9 protein-coding genes are annotated in these 16,979 nt (G+C 72.8%); 7 read left to right on the top strand and 2 right to left on the bottom strand.

The genetic code is table 11. The annotated features are described in order from the left end of the window. Positions 1–354 precede the first annotated feature (354 nt). The 4 genes from ACZ3IJ_RS29370 to ACZ3IJ_RS29355 all read left to right on the top strand — a co-directional run bounded on the left by ACZ3IJ_RS29370 (position 355) and on the right by ACZ3IJ_RS29355 (position 7,765). The gene (locus tag ACZ3IJ_RS29370; RefSeq protein WP_467472995.1) at positions 355–3,876 is read left to right on the top strand and encodes an FHA domain-containing protein; all 3,522 of its coding nucleotides are present in this window, start codon (positions 355–357) and stop codon (positions 3,874–3,876) included. A gap of 124 nt (positions 3,877–4,000) precedes the next feature. Further along, a complete protein-coding gene (locus ACZ3IJ_RS29365) occupies positions 4,001–5,374 on the top strand; it encodes an ABC transporter substrate-binding protein (RefSeq protein WP_467472993.1) in 1,374 nt (457 codons plus the stop codon). A 4-nt stretch (positions 5,375–5,378) separates the two neighbouring features. Then, positions 5,379–6,719 carry a carbohydrate ABC transporter permease gene (locus ACZ3IJ_RS29360; RefSeq protein WP_467472991.1) on the top strand — a complete coding sequence of 447 codons (1,341 nt, stop codon included), beginning with the start codon at positions 5,379–5,381 and terminating at the stop codon, positions 6,717–6,719. 242 nt (positions 6,720–6,961) lie between these two features. Further along, positions 6,962–7,765: a carbohydrate ABC transporter permease gene (locus ACZ3IJ_RS29355; RefSeq protein ID WP_467473219.1), complete on the top strand. Its 804-nt coding sequence runs from the start codon at positions 6,962–6,964 to the stop codon at positions 7,763–7,765. A gap of 151 nt (positions 7,766–7,916) precedes the next feature. On the opposite strand, the gene ACZ3IJ_RS29350 is transcribed toward ACZ3IJ_RS29355, so the two are convergent. Continuing rightward, the gene (locus ACZ3IJ_RS29350; protein ID WP_467472988.1) at positions 7,917–8,522 is read right to left on the bottom strand and encodes a TetR/AcrR family transcriptional regulator; all 606 of its coding nucleotides are present in this window, start codon (positions 8,520–8,522) and stop codon (positions 7,917–7,919) included. A gap of 143 nt (positions 8,523–8,665) precedes the next feature. Between ACZ3IJ_RS29350 and ACZ3IJ_RS29345 the strand changes: the two genes are divergently transcribed. From ACZ3IJ_RS29345 to ACZ3IJ_RS29335, 3 genes are all read left to right on the top strand, one after another. Next, entirely contained in the window at positions 8,666–9,574 is a 909-nt protein-coding gene (locus ACZ3IJ_RS29345) for an ABC transporter permease (RefSeq protein WP_467472986.1), read from the top strand. Between the two features lie 130 nt (positions 9,575–9,704). Then, on the top strand, positions 9,705–10,427 hold the full coding sequence (locus ACZ3IJ_RS29340; RefSeq protein WP_467473217.1) for an ABC transporter ATP-binding protein: 723 nt from the start codon (positions 9,705–9,707) through the stop codon (positions 10,425–10,427). A gap of 44 nt (positions 10,428–10,471) precedes the next feature. Next, positions 10,472–11,899, top strand: a complete 1,428-nt coding sequence (locus ACZ3IJ_RS29335) for a glycosyltransferase family 87 protein (RefSeq protein WP_467472985.1) — start codon at positions 10,472–10,474, stop codon at positions 11,897–11,899. A 58-nt stretch (positions 11,900–11,957) separates the two neighbouring features. Here ACZ3IJ_RS29335 and ACZ3IJ_RS29330 read toward each other — a convergent pair whose 3' ends face one another. Next, the gene (locus ACZ3IJ_RS29330; RefSeq protein ID WP_467472983.1) at positions 11,958–16,913 is read right to left on the bottom strand and encodes an NAD-glutamate dehydrogenase; all 4,956 of its coding nucleotides are present in this window, start codon (positions 16,911–16,913) and stop codon (positions 11,958–11,960) included. Positions 16,914–16,979 lie beyond the last annotated feature (66 nt).

The following is a 16,979-nucleotide window of genomic DNA, read 5'->3' as shown; positions in this document are numbered from 1 at the left end:
GACCCACTTTAGTGCCGCCGAACGGGTCGGGGGTCGATCACAAGACGGCTGATTCCCGCGCCGGACTTGTCCGAAAACAAGACGCTCATGGCGCGCGGGTGGTTGCCGCGGAGATCGGAAGGCGTACTCAACCAGGCACTTTTAGGTCCACAGCCGACCATTCAAGATCACTTCGAGGCGACCCGCGGGCGGGTTGTCGGCGGCAGGTGCGAGGATGCACACAGCACGCGCGTCGAGGGTCGGGAGCCCCGCGCCGTGCCGACCTGTACCGGACGACGTGTCCGTGCCGGGTGGGGGGAGGCACCGGGCGGTCCCCCTGCCGGGCACCACGCGCAGAAGGGACCGCTGACGGCGATGCAGATCCGGCTGACCGTCCTCGCGCCGCACGCCGGCCACGGCGCCGGGCGCGCCTGCGACGTGCTCGTCACCGCTCCGGCGGGGACGGCGCTTGCCGCCGTGGCCTCCCAGCTGGCCGCGGCCGTCTCCGGGCCCGACACCTCCCTCTCCGGTTCGACCGTGCTCTACGCGGGCCGGGAGCGGCTCGACGCACGGCGCTGTTCGCTCGGCGAGCCCCCGCTGGTCGACGGGGCGGTGCTGTCGCTCCACGTCCCCGGCGAGGACGACCGGCCGGACGAGGTCGCCTCGGCCCGGCTCCACGTGGTCGCGGGGCCCGACGCGGGCGGTGTGCACCTGCTGCACCGCGGCCCGGTCGGGATCGGCCGCTCCCTGGACGCCGACGTACCGCTCGACGACCCGGACGTCTCCCGGGTGCACTGCACGGTCACGGTCGGGGACGACGGCCGGGTCACGGTCGCGGACCTCGGCTCCACGAACGGGACGACGCTGGACGGCGTGGCGGTCGGCGACCGCCCCGTCCGGCTTGCGCCCGGCGCGCTGCTGCGCCTCGGCGAGTCGGCCCTCCGCCTGACGGGCCCGGGCGACCCCGGTACGGACTCCCTGCCGACGACCCCGGACGGCGAGGGCCACCTGCGGGTGAACCTCGGGACGGGGAGCGCGGACGGGCGGGAGACCGCGTCCGGCTCCGCCGCCGGATCAGGATCAGCGTCAGGACCCGCGCTCCACGGGACGCGTACGGACCCGGGCGCCGGCGGTACGGGGCCGGGCACCGGTTCCGGCCCCGGCACGGCTCTCGGCGGCGGCGCCTTCTCCCTCTCCGCCGACGCGACGCACGGCGGCCTGCCCGCACACGCGCGTGCCGAGGAGTCGCCGGACGGCGAGGGCTCGGAGGTCGAGGCGCACAGCAGGACCCGGCAGACCCCGCGCCAGGCCGCCCCCTCGCGGGGCAAGCGGGGCATAGGAGCGTGGGCGCGCCGGTTCGCCGGTGCCAGGGAGGACGTGCCGGTGCCGGGCGCCGGCCCCGGCCCGGACGTCGACACCGCGTCCGGATCGGGAGCCGCGTTCGGTGCCGGGTCCGGTGCCGAGCGCGCCGCCGGTCCCGCGCCGAGCCCCGAGACCTGGCCCGACCCGGCCGCCGTGCTGCTCACCGCCCTCGGCCCCGGCCCCCGGCTCTGGGAGCGCGGCCAGGACCATCCCGAAGCCCTCGTCGTCCGCCTCGGCACGACCGACCGCGCCGAGCTGTCCGGGGTGCCGGTCACCGTAGGGCTGCGCGAGGCCGGTTCCCTGGGGCTCGCGGGCCCCGGCGACCGGCTGGCCGGCCTCGCGCGCTCCGTGGTCGCCCAGCTCGCCGCCCTGCACTCCCCCGCCGATCTGGAGATCGTGCTGATCAGCGCGGACCGGAGCCGCTCCCTGGAGGAGCGGCGCCGGGCCTGGGGCTGGCTCGGCTGGCTCCCGCATCTGCGCCCGGCACACGGCCAGGACTGCCGCCTGCTCCTCGCGTACGACCGCGACCAGGCCCACGCCCGTACGGCGGAGCTCACGCGGCGGCTCGACGACGGCCCGCTCGGACCCGGCTGGCCGAGCGCGGACCGCGCGGCGGTCACGGAGGCCGCCGCGCGGTACGAAGGACCGGTCACGGTCGTGGTCGTGGACGGCGACCCCGGGTCGGCGGCGCTGCGCGAGACCACCGCGCGGCTCGCCGGGGCGGGGGCGGCCGCCGGCATCCACCTGATCTGTCTGGCCGAGGCGCCGGCCGCGTCGCCGGTCTCTCCGGTGGCGGCGACGTACGAGAGCGCGTGCGCGGCCTCCCTCGCCTTCCGCGAGTGCGGGGCGGTCGCCCTGCTGAGCGGTGACGTGGCGACGGCGCTGCGGCTGCTGCGTACGGCGGGGGGCCGGGCCGCGGGTCACGGGACCGTCGGCGTGGTGGACGCGGTGTCGGTCGCCTGGGCCGAGCGGTTCGGGCGGGCCGTCGCACCCCTGCGCACGGACGCCCCCGCCACCCACGGAAGGGCGGCGGCGACGGCGCTGCCGCGCTCCGCCCGGCTCCTCGACGAGCTGGGTCTCGCCCGGGCCACGCCCGCCTCGCTGCTGGCGCGGTGGGCGGCGGCGGGCGACGGGACGGCCGTCCTGGGGGCCGGGCCGCGCGGACCGGTCTCGGTCGACCTCACGGAGGAAGGCCCCCATCTGCTCATCGAGGGGCCCGCGGGCAGCGGGCGCACGGAGCTGCTGCGCTCGATCGCGGCGTCGCTCGCCGCCGGCGGCCGCCCGGACCGGCTGGGGCTGCTCCTCGTCGACGGCGCGGGCGGTGAGCGCGGCGAGGGTCTCGCGGCGTGCACGGAGCTGCCGCACGTCACGGAGCACCTGGTCGCCTCCGACCCGGTACGGATGCGGGAGTTCGCCCAGGCGCTGGGCGCGGAGCTGAAGCGCCGGGCGGAGATCCTGGGCGACGGGCACTTCGCCGACCGTCAGGCGGCGGCGCGCATGATCGGCCAGCGCGGCCCGAGCGCGGCGGAGTCGATGCCCCAGGGCGCCCGCGCGGCGGCCCGCATCCCCGACGCCCGGGCCTCCGACGCCCGCGCCGCCGACCTCGCCGACCGTCCCAGCGGCCGCACCCTGCGCACGGGCGAGGGCCTGGTCGGCGACCGCCCGGGCTCGGACACCCCGGACAGGACCGCCCCCGACCGAAGCCCGGTCGAGCGGACCACCGGCTCGGGCGCCGAGGACCTCACCCACCGCTCCAGCGGCCGGACCGCGCGCACCGGCGACGGCACCCCCGGCGACCGGCCCCGCGGGCGAACGCCCCGCACGGGCGCCGACGACCTCACGTACCTGCCGAGCGGGCGGACGTCCCGCACCGGCGCGGGCGCCGACGACCTCACGTACCACCCCAGCGGGCGTACGACACGCCTGGGCGCCGACCACCGCGTCCCGCGCCCCGGGCGGGAGCAGGATCCGGGGGCGGATGACGAGACGGCCGCCGCGCTGCCCCGGCTCGTCGTGCTCGTCGACGACTTCGACGCGCTCGTCGCACCCGCGCTCGGCTCGCCGGGGCGGCCCGCCGCCGGGTCCGTCGTACGGGCACTCGAAGCAGTGGCGCGCGGGGGCGCGCGCCTCGGGGTGCACCTGGTCGCGACCTCCGCGCGCCCCGACCGGACGGCGGACACCGAGCTGGCCCACGGCCCGGGCGGTCGCCTGCGGATCGTGCTCGACGCACCGCCCGTCGCGCCGGGTCCGGACGATCCCGCGCCCGGCCGGGGACGGCTCGGTCATCCGGACGGCCGCGTCACCCCGTTCCAGTCCGGCCGGGTCACCGGCCGCATCCCGCGTACGGCGACCCTGCGCCCGACCGTCGTGCCGCTGGAGTGGGAGCGGATGGGCGACCCGCCCACGCGCAGACCCGTCCGCGAACTCGGCAACGGCCCGACCGATCTGGCCCTCCTCGCCAGCGCTCTCGACCGTGCCGCACGCTCCCTGGAAGCCGGCCCGATCTCCCCCCTGACGCCCGCGACCCGCTCCTGACGGGACGTCACGAGCCGATCACGATCGCCCGCTTGCCACGGAAGGCGGTATTGCGGGGCCGGTGCCCCCGGCGTAGACCTGAGCGCACGGGACACGCACCGCGCACAGGAGAGACGGGGCAGAAATGCGTACAACTCTTCGTACACGCAGGGCCGCACCGGCCGTCGTCACGGCCACCGCGCTCACCCTCGCACTCGCGCTCGCCGGCTGTGGCGGCGGCGAGGACACCGGGGAGGGAACCAAGGAACCCGGCCCGCCGGCCGCGTCGAGCGGCTCGTTAGGACTGCCCTCCCTCAAGGGCGAGGAGATCGAGGTCGCCGCCGTCTGGACGGGCCCGGAGCAGGAGAACTTCACCAAGGTCCTGAAGGAGTTCGAGAAGCGCACCGGCGCCACCGTCACCTTCGTGCCCGCACAGGACCCGATCGTGAACTTCCTCGGTACGAAGATCGCCGGCGGCTCCCCGCCCGACGTCGCGATGCTCCCCCAGGTCGGCGCGATCCAGCAGGCCGCCGCACAGAAGTGGCTGAAGCCGGTCGGCCCCGACGCCCAGGCGCAGCTCGCCGCGAACTACTCCAAGGGCTGGCGGGACCTCGGCGCCGTCGACGGCACGCAGTACGGCGTGTACTTCAAGGCCGCCAACAAGTCCCTGGTCTGGTACAACAACGCCGCCTTCGAGAACGCGGGTGCCACCGAGCCCAAGACCTGGAAGGAGTTCCTGACCACCGCGGAGACGATCTCGGCCTCCGGTGTCACGCCGGTCTCCGTCGGCGGCGCGGACGGCTGGACGCTCACCGACTGGTTCGAGAACGTCTACCTCTCCCAGGCGGGCCCGGCCAAGTACGACCAGCTCGCCAAGCACGAGATCAAGTGGACCGACGCGTCCGTCACCCAGGCGCTCACCACCCTCGCCGAGCTGTTCGGCAAGCCCGAGCTGATCGCGGGCGGCGCGTCCGGCGCGCTGCAGACGGAGTTCCCCGCCTCCGTCACCCAGACCTTCACCGGCGGCGACCAGCCCAAGGGCGCGATGGTCTTCGAGGGCGACTTCTCGGCCGTCAACATCGCGCAGACCAGCGCGAAGATCGGTACGGACGCGAAGGTCTTCCCCTTCCCGGCCGTCGGCCCGTCGTCGCCGGTCGTCACCGGCGGCGACGCGGCGGTGGCCCTGAAGGACACCAAGGGCGCCCAGGCCCTGCTGACCTTCCTCGCCTCCCCCGACGCGGCCACGATCTGGGCGGGCGCGGGCGGCTTCCTCTCGCCGAACAAGAACATGGACCCGGCCGCGTACCCGAACGACGTCCAGCGCGAGATCGCCAAGGCGCTCCTGGAGTCCGGGGACGACTTCCGCTTCGACATGTCGGACCAGATGCCGCAGTCGTTCGGCGGCACGCCCGGCAAGGGTGAGTGGAAGGCGCTGCAGGACTTCCTGAAGAACCCGAAGGACATCGCGGGGACCCAGGCGCGCCTGGAGGCCGACGCGGCCAAGGCGTACAAGAACTGACGCCGTGACGTCCGCGTCCAGGGCTGCCAAGGCGCCCGGGGCCTCCACGGCCCCCACGGTCACGGGCACGCGCAGGACCGTCGCGGCGGGGTTCCTCCTCCCCGCGCTGGTCCTGCTCGGCGCGCTCGTCGTCTACCCCATCGGGTACTCCGTCCAGCGTTCGTTCTTCGACACGTCCGGCAACTCCTTCGCCGGACTCGACAACTACATCGCCCTCTTCACCGACGACACCATCCTCACGGCCGTCCGGAACAACGCGATCTGGGCGGTCGTCGCCCCGGCCGTGGCGACCGCCCTCGGGCTGATCTTCGCGGTGCTCACCGAACGGGTCCGCTGGGGCACGGCGTTCAAGCTGCTCGTCTTCATGCCCATGGCGATCTCGATGCTGGCCGCCGGGATCATCTTCCGGCTGGTGTACGAGCAGGATCCCGACCGTGGTGTCGCCAACGCCGTCTGGGTCGGCGTCCACGACACCTTCGCCGAGTCCTCCGGCTTCCCGCGGGCCCGCCCGCTGCCGGTCCACCCGCTGAAGGCGGCGGGCGGCGGAGCGTACGTCACCGAGAGCCCGGTCCGCGCGGGAGAGCCCGCGCGGCTCCCGCTGATCGGGGTCGCGCCGGCGCAGATGCCGGAGGACGCCCGCCCGGCGCACGAGCCGCCGCCGTCGCGGGAAGGCGGGATCACGGGGATCGCGTGGCTGGACTTCACCAAGGGCGGGGGCGGGAAGCCGAACGCCGTGGACCCGACGGAGGTCGGCCTCAGGGGGCTGCGGATCGAGGCGGTGAAGGACGGGACCGTGGTGGCCACGACACGGGCGGCGGCCGACGGCTCGTTCACGCTCCCCGCCTCCGCGGACGGCGCCCTCCTGCGGCTGCCCGCGAGCAACTTCCGCGAGCAGTACAACGGCGTGGAGTGGCTGGGACCTTCGCTCGTGACCCCGGCGGTCATCGGCAGCTACGTGTGGATGTGGGCCGGGTTCGCGATGGTCCTGATCGCGGCCGGGCTGGCGAGCGTGCCACGGGAGCTGATGGAGGCGGCGCGCGTCGACGGGGCGAACGAGTGGCAGGTCTTCCGCCGCATCACCGTCCCGCTCCTCGCGCCGGTCCTCGCCGTCGTCCTCGTCACCCTGATGATCAACGTGCTGAAGATCTTCGACCTGGTCTTCATCATCGCGCCGGGCTCGGCGCAGGACGACGCGAACGTGCTGGCGCTCCAGCTGTACCGCTCGTCCTTCGGCACGGACGCGGATCTCGGGATCGGCTCCGCGATCGCCGTCCTGCTGCTCCTTCTGGTGATCCCGGTGATGGCGTTCAACATCCGCCGGATGCGAAGGGAGGCCCGCAGGTGACGGCGACGAACGAGAACGGCAAGGCCCCGGACGCCGCCGAGGGCGGGGCTGAGGGCGAAGCTCGGGGCGGAGTCCGGGACGGGATCCGGGCCGAGGCTCGGGGCGGGGCTCGGGGCAGGGCCCGGGGCGGGGCTCGGTCGGCCGCCGCCGCCCGGGGCGGGGGCCCTCCGGGCACCCCGCCCGCGACGCGCCCGGCGGCCCCGCTCGGCGCCCGGCTGGCCGCGCGGGCGGCGGGCGGCGCGATGCGGATCTTCCTCGTCCTCGTCGGCCTCTTCTGGCTGACGCCGACGGTCGGACTGCTGCTCTCCTCGCTCCGCAGCCCCACCGACATCAGCGAGAGCGGCTGGTGGCAGGTCTTCGCCTCCCCTGCCCAGCTGACCGTCGAGAACTACTCGGCCCTTCTCTCCAACGAGACCATCACCCGGTCCCTCGTCTCCACGATCCAGATCACCGTCCCTGCCACGCTCCTGGTCCTCGTCATCGGCTCGCTCGCCGGATACGCCTTCGCCTGGCTGGACTTCCCCGGCCGCGACTGGTGGTTCCTGGTGGTCGTCGGGCTGCTCGTGGTGCCGGTGCAGGTCGCCCTCGTACCCGTGTCGAAGCTCTTCGGCACCATCGGCATCTTCGAGACGACGCTCGGGGTCGTCCTCTTCCACACGGCGTTCGGACTGCCCTTCGCGATCTTCCTGCTGCGGAACTTCTTCGCCGAGATCCCGAAGGAGCTGCTCGAAGCGGCACGGCTCGACGGGGCGGGCGAGATCCGGCTCTTCACGCGGGTGGTCCTGCCGCTCGGAGGGCCGGCGATCGCCTCGCTCGGCATCTTCCAGTTCCTGTGGGTCTGGAACGACATGCTGATCGCGCTGATCTTCGCGGACTCCGAATCGCCGCCGATCACGGTGGCGCTGCAGCAGCAGGTCCGGCAGTTCGGCAACAACATCGACGTGCTCGCACCGGGCGCGTTCCTGTCGATGGTGATCCCGCTGGCGGTCTTCTTCGCCTTCCAGCGGCAGTTCGTCTCGGGGGTGATGGCGGGGGCGGTCAAGTAGCCCGGCGGTCGAGCAGCGGTCGCTGTGCCGCGAGCCCAGGAGCCGCTCCCACACCGCGAGCCCAGGAGCCGCTCCCACGCCGCGGGCCCAGGAGCCGCTCCCACGCCGCGAGCCCAGGAGCCGGCCCTACGTGCGCGCCCAGGAGCCGCCCCTACACCGCGAGCGCCGCCACCGCCGAGCGCGCGAGGTCGTCGACGTATCCCTTCGGCAGCTCGCCGCGCACCACCACGAGCCGCCAGTAGAGCGGCCCGACGATCAGGTCGAGGGCGCGCTCCGGGTCCGTGCCGTCCGGCAGTTCGCCGCGTGACACGGCCTCGCGGACGATCTGCGCGACGACGCCCTGCTGGCCGTCGAGCAGGGCGGCCTTGATCGCGTCGGCGATCTCCGGCTGCCTGGCGGCCTCCACCAGCAGGTCCGGGATGACCTGGGAGGCCACGGGGTGACGCAGGGCGTGCGAGCCGACCTCCAGGAGCGCGCGCACGTCCCCGTACAGCGAACCGGTCGACGGCGCCGGCAGCCCCTGCGTGGCGAACGCGCCGAGGAGGTCGAGGACGAGCGAGAGCTTCGACTTCCAGCGGCGGTAGACGGCGGTCTTGCCGACGCCCGCGCGCCGCGCGATGCCCTCGATGGACATACGGGCGAAGCCGACGGCGGCCAGCTCCTCGAAGACGGCGGCGCGGATGGCCTCGGTCACGTCCTCCCGGAGCACGGCGGCTCCCGCGGGGGCGCGGCGGGGGGATCCGGGGCGTGTCGTCATAGGCGGATCCTAACCAACCGCACGCCTGCACGTCACGACGAAACGGTTGCGTTGCGACGTCCGAACGTCCTACTCTCGCCGTAGCGACGATACGGACCCGTTCCGTCGTCAGCCTGCCCCGCCCCCTCGTCGAAAGCGACCTCGTGACCACCGAGACGCTCACGAAACCCGACTCCCAGGTTCCGGAGGACCTGCGCGCGCTCGCCCAGCGCCACGGTCTGTCCGTCAGCGGCGCCCGCCCGCCACTCCGCGCGTACGTCGGACAGCTCTGGTCGCGCCGCGCCTTCATCTCCGCGTTCGCGACCGCCCGGCTGACGGCCCAGTACAGCCACGCGAAGCTCGGCCAGCTCTGGCAGGTGATGACCCCGCTGCTCAACGCGGCGGTCTACTACCTGATCTTCGGCATCCTGATGAACGTCCAGGAGGGCATCCCCGACTACGTGCCGTTCCTGATCACCGGCGTCTTCGTCTGGACCTTCACCTCCCAGTCGATCATGACCGGCACCCGGGCGATCAGCGGGAACCTCGGACTCGTCCGGGCCCTGCACTTCCCCCGCGCGAGCCTCCCGCTGGCCCTGGCGCTGCAACAGCTCCAGCAGCTCGTACTCTCGCTCGGCGCGCTCGTCGGGATCCTGTTCTGCTTCGGCGAGTTCCCCCGCGCGAGCTGGCTGCTCGCCGTGCCCGCGCTCTTCCTCCAGGCGCTCTTCAACGCCGGGGTCGCGCTCGTCATGGCCCGGCTCGCCGCCCGCACACCGGATCTCGCGCAGCTGATGCCGTTCCTGCTGCGCACCTGGATGTACGCCTCCGGGGTCATGTGGTCCCTCGACCATCTGGCGCGGAGCGGCCGGATCCCCGACCTGGCGATCACGGTCCTGCAGTGCAACCCGGCGAGCGTCTACATCGACCTGATGCGGTTCGCGCTGATCGAGAGCTTCACCGCCGACCGTCTGCCACCGCACATCTGGGCGCTCGGCGCCGGCTGGGCGCTGGTGGCCTTCGTGGGCGGGTTCATCTACTTCTGGAAGGCAGAGGAGACGTACGGCCGTGGCTGAACAGACCCTGACGACGACCCCGCCCCCGAGCCAGGCCCCGACACCGGCGGCGGCCCCCACCCCGGCCCCGGGCCCGGCGCCTGCGCCGTCCGAGCGCATCCCCACCGTCGTCGCCGACGACGTCCACATCATGTACACCGTCAACGGCGCCCGTACCGGCAAAGGCAGCGCCACCTCCGCGCTCAACCGGATCCTCACCCGCCGCACCGCCCCCGGCGCCCGCACGGTCCACGCGGTGAAGGGCGTCAGCTTCGCCGCGTACCGAGGCGAGGCGATCGGCCTGATCGGTTCGAACGGCTCGGGGAAGTCCACCCTCCTCAAGGCCGTCGCGGGCCTGCTGCCGGTCGACCGCGGCACGATCTACACCCGCGGCCAGCCCTCCCTCCTCGGGGTGAACGCGGCCCTGATGAACGACCTGACCGGCGAGCGGAACGTGATCCTGGGCGGGCTCGCGATGGGCATGACGCGTGCGGAGGTCGACGAACGCTACGACGGCATCGTCGACTTCTCCGGGATCAACGACAAGGGCGACTTCATCTCGCTGCCGATGCGGACGTACTCCTCCGGCATGGGCGCCCGGCTCCGCTTCTCCATCGCGGCGGCCAAGAGCCACGACGTCCTGCTGATCGACGAGGCGCTGTCCACGGGCGACGCCCGGTTCCGCCGCCGCAGCCAGGAGCGGATCGACGAGCTGCGGGCCGAGGCGGGCACCGTCTTCCTGGTCTCCCACTCCAACTCCACCATCACCCAGACCTGCGACCGAGCGCTGTGGCTGGAGGCGGGCACGCTGCGGATGGACGGTCCGGCGAAGGAGGTGGTGGCGGCGTACGAGGCGTTCACCAAGAAGGGCTGACAAAAGATCTGAAATCCACCCAGACAGCAATAGAGTGCGGTTCGATGACGACGCATCGCGACCGCACCCCGCCGCCCCCGCCCGACCCGGACGCCGCCCCGGCCTCCGGGCTGAACTCCGACCCGGAGGCCGGACGGAGCTCCGGCACGGGCGTCAAGGCCACCTGCGCCCCGCCACCCCCCTCCCTCACCGGCTCCCCCTTCGACTCGGACACCTTCACCTCGGCCAGCTTCGTCAACGTCGGCCGCGGTCCCGCCCTCGCCCTCACCGTCGTCTGGACCCTCACCCGCGCCGGCATGCTGCTGCTCCTGGCGCGCGACGCCCTGGGCGTCGGCGGGGTCGGCCGCGAGGTGTACGTCCTCTACCACCACTGGTTCCGGCAGTTCGGCCACGGAACCTTCCCCGTGAACGACGTGACCTGGCAGTATCCGCCCGGCGCCGGCCTGGTGATCATGTCCCCGGGCCTGCTGCCCTGGCTCACCTACTTCCAGGCCTTCGTCGCCCTCACGCTCCTCGCCGACGCCGCCGTCACGCTCGCCCTCGCCCGCGCCGACAGCCGCCGCGTCACCCACGGCGTCTGGATCTGGGTCTGCGGACTCCCGCTGCTCCTGCACATCCCGCTGGCCCGGTACGACGTCCAGGTCACCGCCCTCGCCGTCCTCGCCCTGCTCGCGCTGACCTCCCGCACGCCGGCCGTCCCCCGCTTCGGCGGGGTGCTCGGCGGTGTCCTCGCCGGACTCGGCGCACTCGTCAAGGTGTGGCCGGCGCTCACCCTGATCGGCACGCCCCGGGGCCGTACCACCCGCGACGCCTGGACCTCCGCCGCCGCCACGGCCGCCGTGCTCCTCGCGACCCTCGCGCTCTTCTTCTCGGACTCGCTCGGCTTCCTGCGCCAGCAGGGCAGCCGGGGCGTCCAGATCGAGTCGGTGGGCGGTACCGCTCTCGCGCTCGCGCAGTCGGCCGGCGTCTGGCCGGGCCGGGCGCAGTACCGGTACGGCGCCTTCGAGTACGTGGGCCCGTACGTCTCCACCCTGGGCCGGGTCGCACTGCTCCTGACCGTCCTCGCCTTCGTCTGGCTGCTGGTCTGGCGGCTGCGGGCACGCACCTGGACGGAGGCGACCCCGCTGGACGCGGCGCTCGCCGCCGTCCTGCTCTTCACCGTCACGAGCCGGGTGATCAGCCCGCAGTACCTGATCTGGCTGCTCGGCCTCGCCGCCGTCTGCCTGACCTCGCGCCGGACCGTCATGCGGCCCGTCGCCCTGCTGCTCCTGCCCGCGGCCGCGCTGAGCTCGCTCGCGTACCCGGTCCTCTACGACGACGTGGTCGCCGGATCCTTCCCGGGCGTCGCCGTCATGGTGGTGCGCAACGGGCTGCTGCTCGCCTGCGCCCTGCTGGCGGCGCGCCGGCTGTGGGCCTCGACGACGCGGGCGGCACCGCCCCCGACCTCGCAGCCGCGCTCCCACGACTCATGAGCGAAGGGCCCCGCCGGACGACCGGCGGGGCCCTTCACCCGTGTTCGACCGACGACGGCTAGCTGTGCGCGCGCAGCAGCTGGCGCATCGTCCTCATCGCCACCGACAGGTTCGCCAGGTCGAAGGTCTCCGAGCCCTGGATCTCCTCCAGCGTGGTGCGCGCGCGGCCCAGGATCGCCGCGTTCTTCTCCTCCCAGGCCTTGAACCGCTCCTCCGGCGTCGAGGTCCCGTTGCCCGCCGCGAGCACGTCGGCCGTGAGGGCGGCGTGCGCGGCGAACAGGTCCTCGCGGATGGAGGCGCGGGCCATCGACTGCCACCGGTCGGCGCGCGGCAGCTCGATGATGCGGTCCATGAGCTGGGTGATCCGCAGCCGGTCGGCCAGGTCGTAGTAGACCTCGGCGACCGCCATCGGCTCCTTGGCCGTGCGGTCCGCGATCGCGACGATGTCGAGCGTCGGGAAGGCGGAGGAGAAGCCGGCGACCCGCAGGGCGAGCTCCTCCGGCACGCCCATGGAGGTCAGCTCCTCCAGGATCGACTGGTACCACTCCAGGTCCGCGCCGCGCAGCAGCTGCGGCAGCTCGCCCCAGACCTCCTCCACGCGCTCGGCGAAGAACTCGATCGTCTCGGCGAGCTGGAGCGGCTGCGGCCGGTTGCCGAGCAGCCAGCGCGTACCGCGCTCGACCAGTCGGCGCGAGTGCAGCCGCATCTGGGTCTGGATCTCGGCCGGCACCCGGTTGTCGAGGGCCTCGACGGCGTCCCAGACCTCGCCCAGCCGGAAGATGGCGCGGGCGGCGGTCTGCGCGCGGACGATCTCCTCGATCGACGCGCCGGTCTCCTCGCGGAGACGGTGCAGGAAGGTCGAACCACCGGTGTTGACGGTGTCGTTGACCAGGACCGTGGTGATGATCTCGCGGCGCAGCGGGTGGCTGTCCACCGCCTCCATGAACTTCTCGCGCAGCTGCGTCGGGAAGTACGCGTGGAGCAGTCCGCACAGGTACGGGTCGTCCGGCAGCTCGGTGCCGATCAGCTCGTCGGCCACCGTGATCTTGGTGTACGCGAGGAGGACCGCGATCTCCGGCTGGCTCAGTCCCCTGCCGTTGTTGAGCAGCTCGCGGATCTGCCGGTCGTTGGGCAGGAACTCGAGCGAGCGGTCCAGGGCGCCGTCACGGCCCAGGCGGCGCATGAAGCGCTGGTGGGCGTGGAGCAGCGACGGCGACTGGGCGACCGCGTTGGCCAGGGCGACGTTCTGCGCGTAGTTGTTGCGCAGGACGAGCGCGCCGACCTCGTCGGTCATCTCGGCGAGGATCTTGTTGCGCTGCTTCACGGTCATGTCGCCGTCGGTGACGAGCCCGTTGAGCAGGATCTTGATGTTGACCTCGTGGTCGGAGGTGTCCACACCGGCGCTGTTGTCGATCGCGTCGGTGTTGACCTTGCCGCCCTCGCCGTCCGGGCCGCCCTTGCGGGCGAACTCGATACGGCCGAGCTGGGTCAGACCCAGGTTGCCGCCCTCGCCGACGACCTTGACCCGCAGAGCCTCGCCGTTGACGCGGATGGCGTCGTTCGCCTTGTCGCCGACGTCCGCGTTCGACTCGGTGGACGCCTTGACGTACGTACCGATGCCGCCGTTCCACAACAGGTCGACGGGCGAGTGGAGGATCGCCTGCATCAGCTCGGCCGGGGTCAGCTTGGTGACGCCGGCCTCGATGCCGAGGGCCGCGCGCATCTGCGCGTTGACCGGGATCGACTTCGCGGTACGGGGGTGGATGCCGCCGCCCGCGGAGAGGAGCTCGGTGTTGTAGTCGGCCCAGGAGCTGCGGGGCAGCTCGAAGAGACGGCGCCGCTCGGCGTACGAGACGGCCGCGTCCGGGGTCGGGTCGATGAAGATGTGGCGGTGGTCGAAGGCCGCGACGAGGCGGATGTGCTCGGAGAGCAGCATGCCGTTGCCGAAGACGTCGCCGGACATGTCGCCGACCCCGACGACGGTGAAGTCCTCGGTCTGGGTGTCGTGGCCCAGCTCGCGGAAGTGGCGCTTGACGGACTCCCAGGCGCCGCGGGCGGTGATGCCCATGCCCTTGTGGTCGTAGCCCGCCGAGCCGCCGGAGGCGAAGGCGTCGCCGAGCCAGAAGCCGTAGGAGACGGCGACCTCGTTGGCGATGTCGGAGAAGGTCGCGGTGCCCTTGTCGGCGGCGACGACGAGGTAGGTGTCGTCCTCGTCGTGGCGGACGACGTCGGTCGGCGGGACGACCTCGCCCGCGACCAGGTTGTCGGTGATGTCGAGCAGCGCCGAGATGAAGGTCCGGTAGCTGGCGATGCCCTCGGCCAGCCAGGCGTCGCGGTCCACGGACGGGTCCGGGAGCTGCTTGGCGACGAAGCCGCCCTTGGCGCCGACGGGCACGATGACGGTGTTCTTCACCATCTGCGCCTTGACCAGGCCGAGGATCTCGGTACGGAAGTCCTCACGGCGGTCGGACCAGCGCAGGCCGCCTCGGGCGACCTTGCCGAACCGCAGGTGCACGCCCTCGACACGCGGGGAGTACACCCAGATCTCGTACGCCGGACGGGGCGCGGGGAGATCGGGGATGGCCTGCGGGTCGAACTTCATCGAGACGTACGAGTGCGGCCCGCCGTCCTCGTTGTTCTGGAAGAAGTTGGTCCGCAGGGTCGCCTTGATGACGGTGAGGAAGGAGCGCAGGATGCGGTCCTCGTCCAGGCTCGCGACCTGGTCGAGGGCGGCGTCCAGCTCCTCCAGGAGGGCGTCGATCAGCTCGACGCCGGCGCGCTGGCGCTCCGGCGCCATCCGGGCCTCGAAGAGCGAGACGAGCAGCCTGGTGGTGTGGACGTTGTTACGGAGGGTGTCCTCCATGTAGTCCTGGCTGAACGTCGCGCCCGCCTGGCGCAGGTACTTCGCGTAGGCGCGCAGCACCATGGCCTGGCGCCAGGTCAGCCCGGCGCTCAGGACCAGTGAGTTGAAGCCGTCGTTCTCGGCGTCTCCGGTCCAGGTCGCGGCGAACGCCTCCTGGAACCGCTCACGGGCGTCGTCGCTGAACGAGGCGCCGTTGGCGGTCGGGGCGGGCATGCGCATACCGAAGTCGTAGACCCAGGCGTGCGTACGGTCGGAGCAGCGCAGCTCGTACGGACGCTCGTCGATGACCTCGACACCGAGCCGGTTGAGCACCGGCAGCACGGCGGAGAGGGAGATCTGGTCGCCGGACTTGTAGATCTTGAATCGCCGCTCGCCGGGACGGGCGCCGACGGGCTCGTACAGCGAGAGCGCGAACTCCTTGCCGGAGTGGCGCAGCTGCTCCAGGTGGACCAGGTCGGCCACGGCGGCGCGCGGCGAGTGGTCGGCCTTGTAGCCCTCGGGGAAGGCGTTGCCGTACTTGCGCAGCAGCTCGGCGGCGCGCTCCTCGCCGGTCTCGGCGTTGAGCGCCTCGGCGAAGCCGTCGGCCCAGGAGCGGGCGGCCTCGACGAGCCGCGCCTCGACGCGCTCCCGGTCGGCGTCGGTGAGCTGCGTCAGCTCCGAGCCGGGGGCGACACGGACGACGAAGTGCAGCCGGGTGAGCACCGACTCGGTGCTCATCAGCGTGAAGTCGACGCTGGTGCCCTGGAGCTCTTCCTTGAGGATGTCCGTCAGCCGCTCGCGGACCGTCGTGTTGAAGCGGTCGCGCGGCAGGTAGACGAGGGCCGAGTAGAACCGGCCGTACTCCTCCTGGCGCAGGTAGAGCCGCAGCCGGCGCCGTTCCTGCAGGTACAGGACGCTGGTGACGATCTCGCGCAGCTCGTCGGGCGGCGTCTGGAAGAGCTCGTCGCGGGGGTACGTCTCCAGGATCTGGAGCAGGTCGCGGCCGTCGTGGCTGTTCGGCGAGAAGCCGGCGCCGTCCAGGACCTCCTGGACCTTGCGGCTGATGACCGGAACCCGACGGACGGACTCGGTGTACGCGGCCGAGGAGAACAGGCCGAGGAAGCGGCGCTCGCCCACCACGTTGCCGTCGGCGTCGAACTTCTTCACGCCCACGTAGTCGAGGTACGAGGGGCGGTGCACGGTGGAGCGGCTGTTGGCCTTGGTGAGGATCAGCAGCTTGTGCTCGCGCGCCTTGGCGCGGGCGTCGGCGGGCAGCCGGCTGAAGGAGGACGAGACGGGGGCGTGGTGCACCTCGTCGCCACCGTGCTGCGGGTCGGAGCGCAGGACGCCGAGGCCGGTGCCCGGGACGGCGGCCAGCGCGTCCCCGTTGACCAGCTCGTACTCGCGGTAGCCGAGGAAGGTGAAGTGGTCGGCGGCGAGCCAGCGCAGCAGCTCGCGGGCCTCCTCGACCTCGGTGGGACGCAGGTCGTCGGCGGTGGGCTCGCCGGGGAGCTCCTCGGCGATGCGCAGCGCGGCGTCGCGCATCTTCTCCCAGTCCTCGACGGTCTCGCGGACGTCGTTCAGGACGCGGAGCAGGTCGGTGGTGATCTGCTTGAGGTCGGCGCGGTCGGTCTCGCGGTCGATCTCGACGTGGATCCAGGACTCGACGAGCGCGTCGTGGGGGAGATCGCCCCTGGGCTCGGTGGTCAGGACCTCGATGAGCTTGCCGGTCAGGTCACGGCGGACGAGGACCTGCGGGTGGATCACGACGTGGATGCCCCGGCCCTGGCGGGACAGCTCGTTCGTCACGGAGTCGACGAGGAAGGGCATGTCGTCGGTGACGACCTCGACGACGGAGTGGCTGCAGGTCCAGCCGTTCTCCTCGACCGTCGGGGTGTGGACGCGGACGTTCGCGGTGCCCTGGGGGCGGGTCTCCGCGAGCCGGTAGTGCGAGAGAGCGGCGCCGAAGACGTCCACCGGGTCGCGGTCGGTGAGGTCCTCGGGCGCGGTGTGCAGGTAGTAGCGCTGGAGGTAGTCGAGCACGGTGTCCCCGTCCGGGCGCTTGCCGTCCTCGGGCCCCGTCGGAAGTTGCCCCCCGACCGGGCCGGTCTCAGCTACCCGGGCGGCCCGTGCGAGCAGCTCGGCCTTGGCTTCGTCCAGCTTGGTCTGCATGTCCTCTGGCTCCTGTCGCGCGCCGTTGCGTGACGTCGGTGGAAGAAAGGACACAACGCCACGACG

This window comes from Streptomyces sp. NPDC013317 (genome assembly GCF_055563155.1).
Note: the sequence above shows the minus strand (reverse complement) of the source record. Positions and strands in the feature narration are given on the sequence as shown.

Coding starts and splice junctions, on each gene's coding strand:
- ACZ3IJ_RS29370 (WP_467472995.1), top strand. CDS start 355: ATGCAGATCCGGCTGACCGTCCTCGCGCCGCACGCCGGCCACGGCGCC.
- ACZ3IJ_RS29365 (WP_467472993.1), top strand. CDS start 4,001: ATGCGTACAACTCTTCGTACACGCAGGGCCGCACCGGCCGTCGTCACG.
- ACZ3IJ_RS29355 (WP_467473219.1), top strand. CDS start 6,962: ATGCGGATCTTCCTCGTCCTCGTCGGCCTCTTCTGGCTGACGCCGACG.
- ACZ3IJ_RS29350 (WP_467472988.1), bottom strand. CDS start 8,522: ATGACGACACGCCCCGGATCCCCCCGCCGCGCCCCCGCGGGAGCCGCC.
- ACZ3IJ_RS29340 (WP_467473217.1), top strand. CDS start 9,705: ATGTACACCGTCAACGGCGCCCGTACCGGCAAAGGCAGCGCCACCTCC.
- ACZ3IJ_RS29335 (WP_467472985.1), top strand. CDS start 10,472: ATGACGACGCATCGCGACCGCACCCCGCCGCCCCCGCCCGACCCGGAC.
- ACZ3IJ_RS29330 (WP_467472983.1), bottom strand. CDS start 16,913: ATGCAGACCAAGCTGGACGAAGCCAAGGCCGAGCTGCTCGCACGGGCC.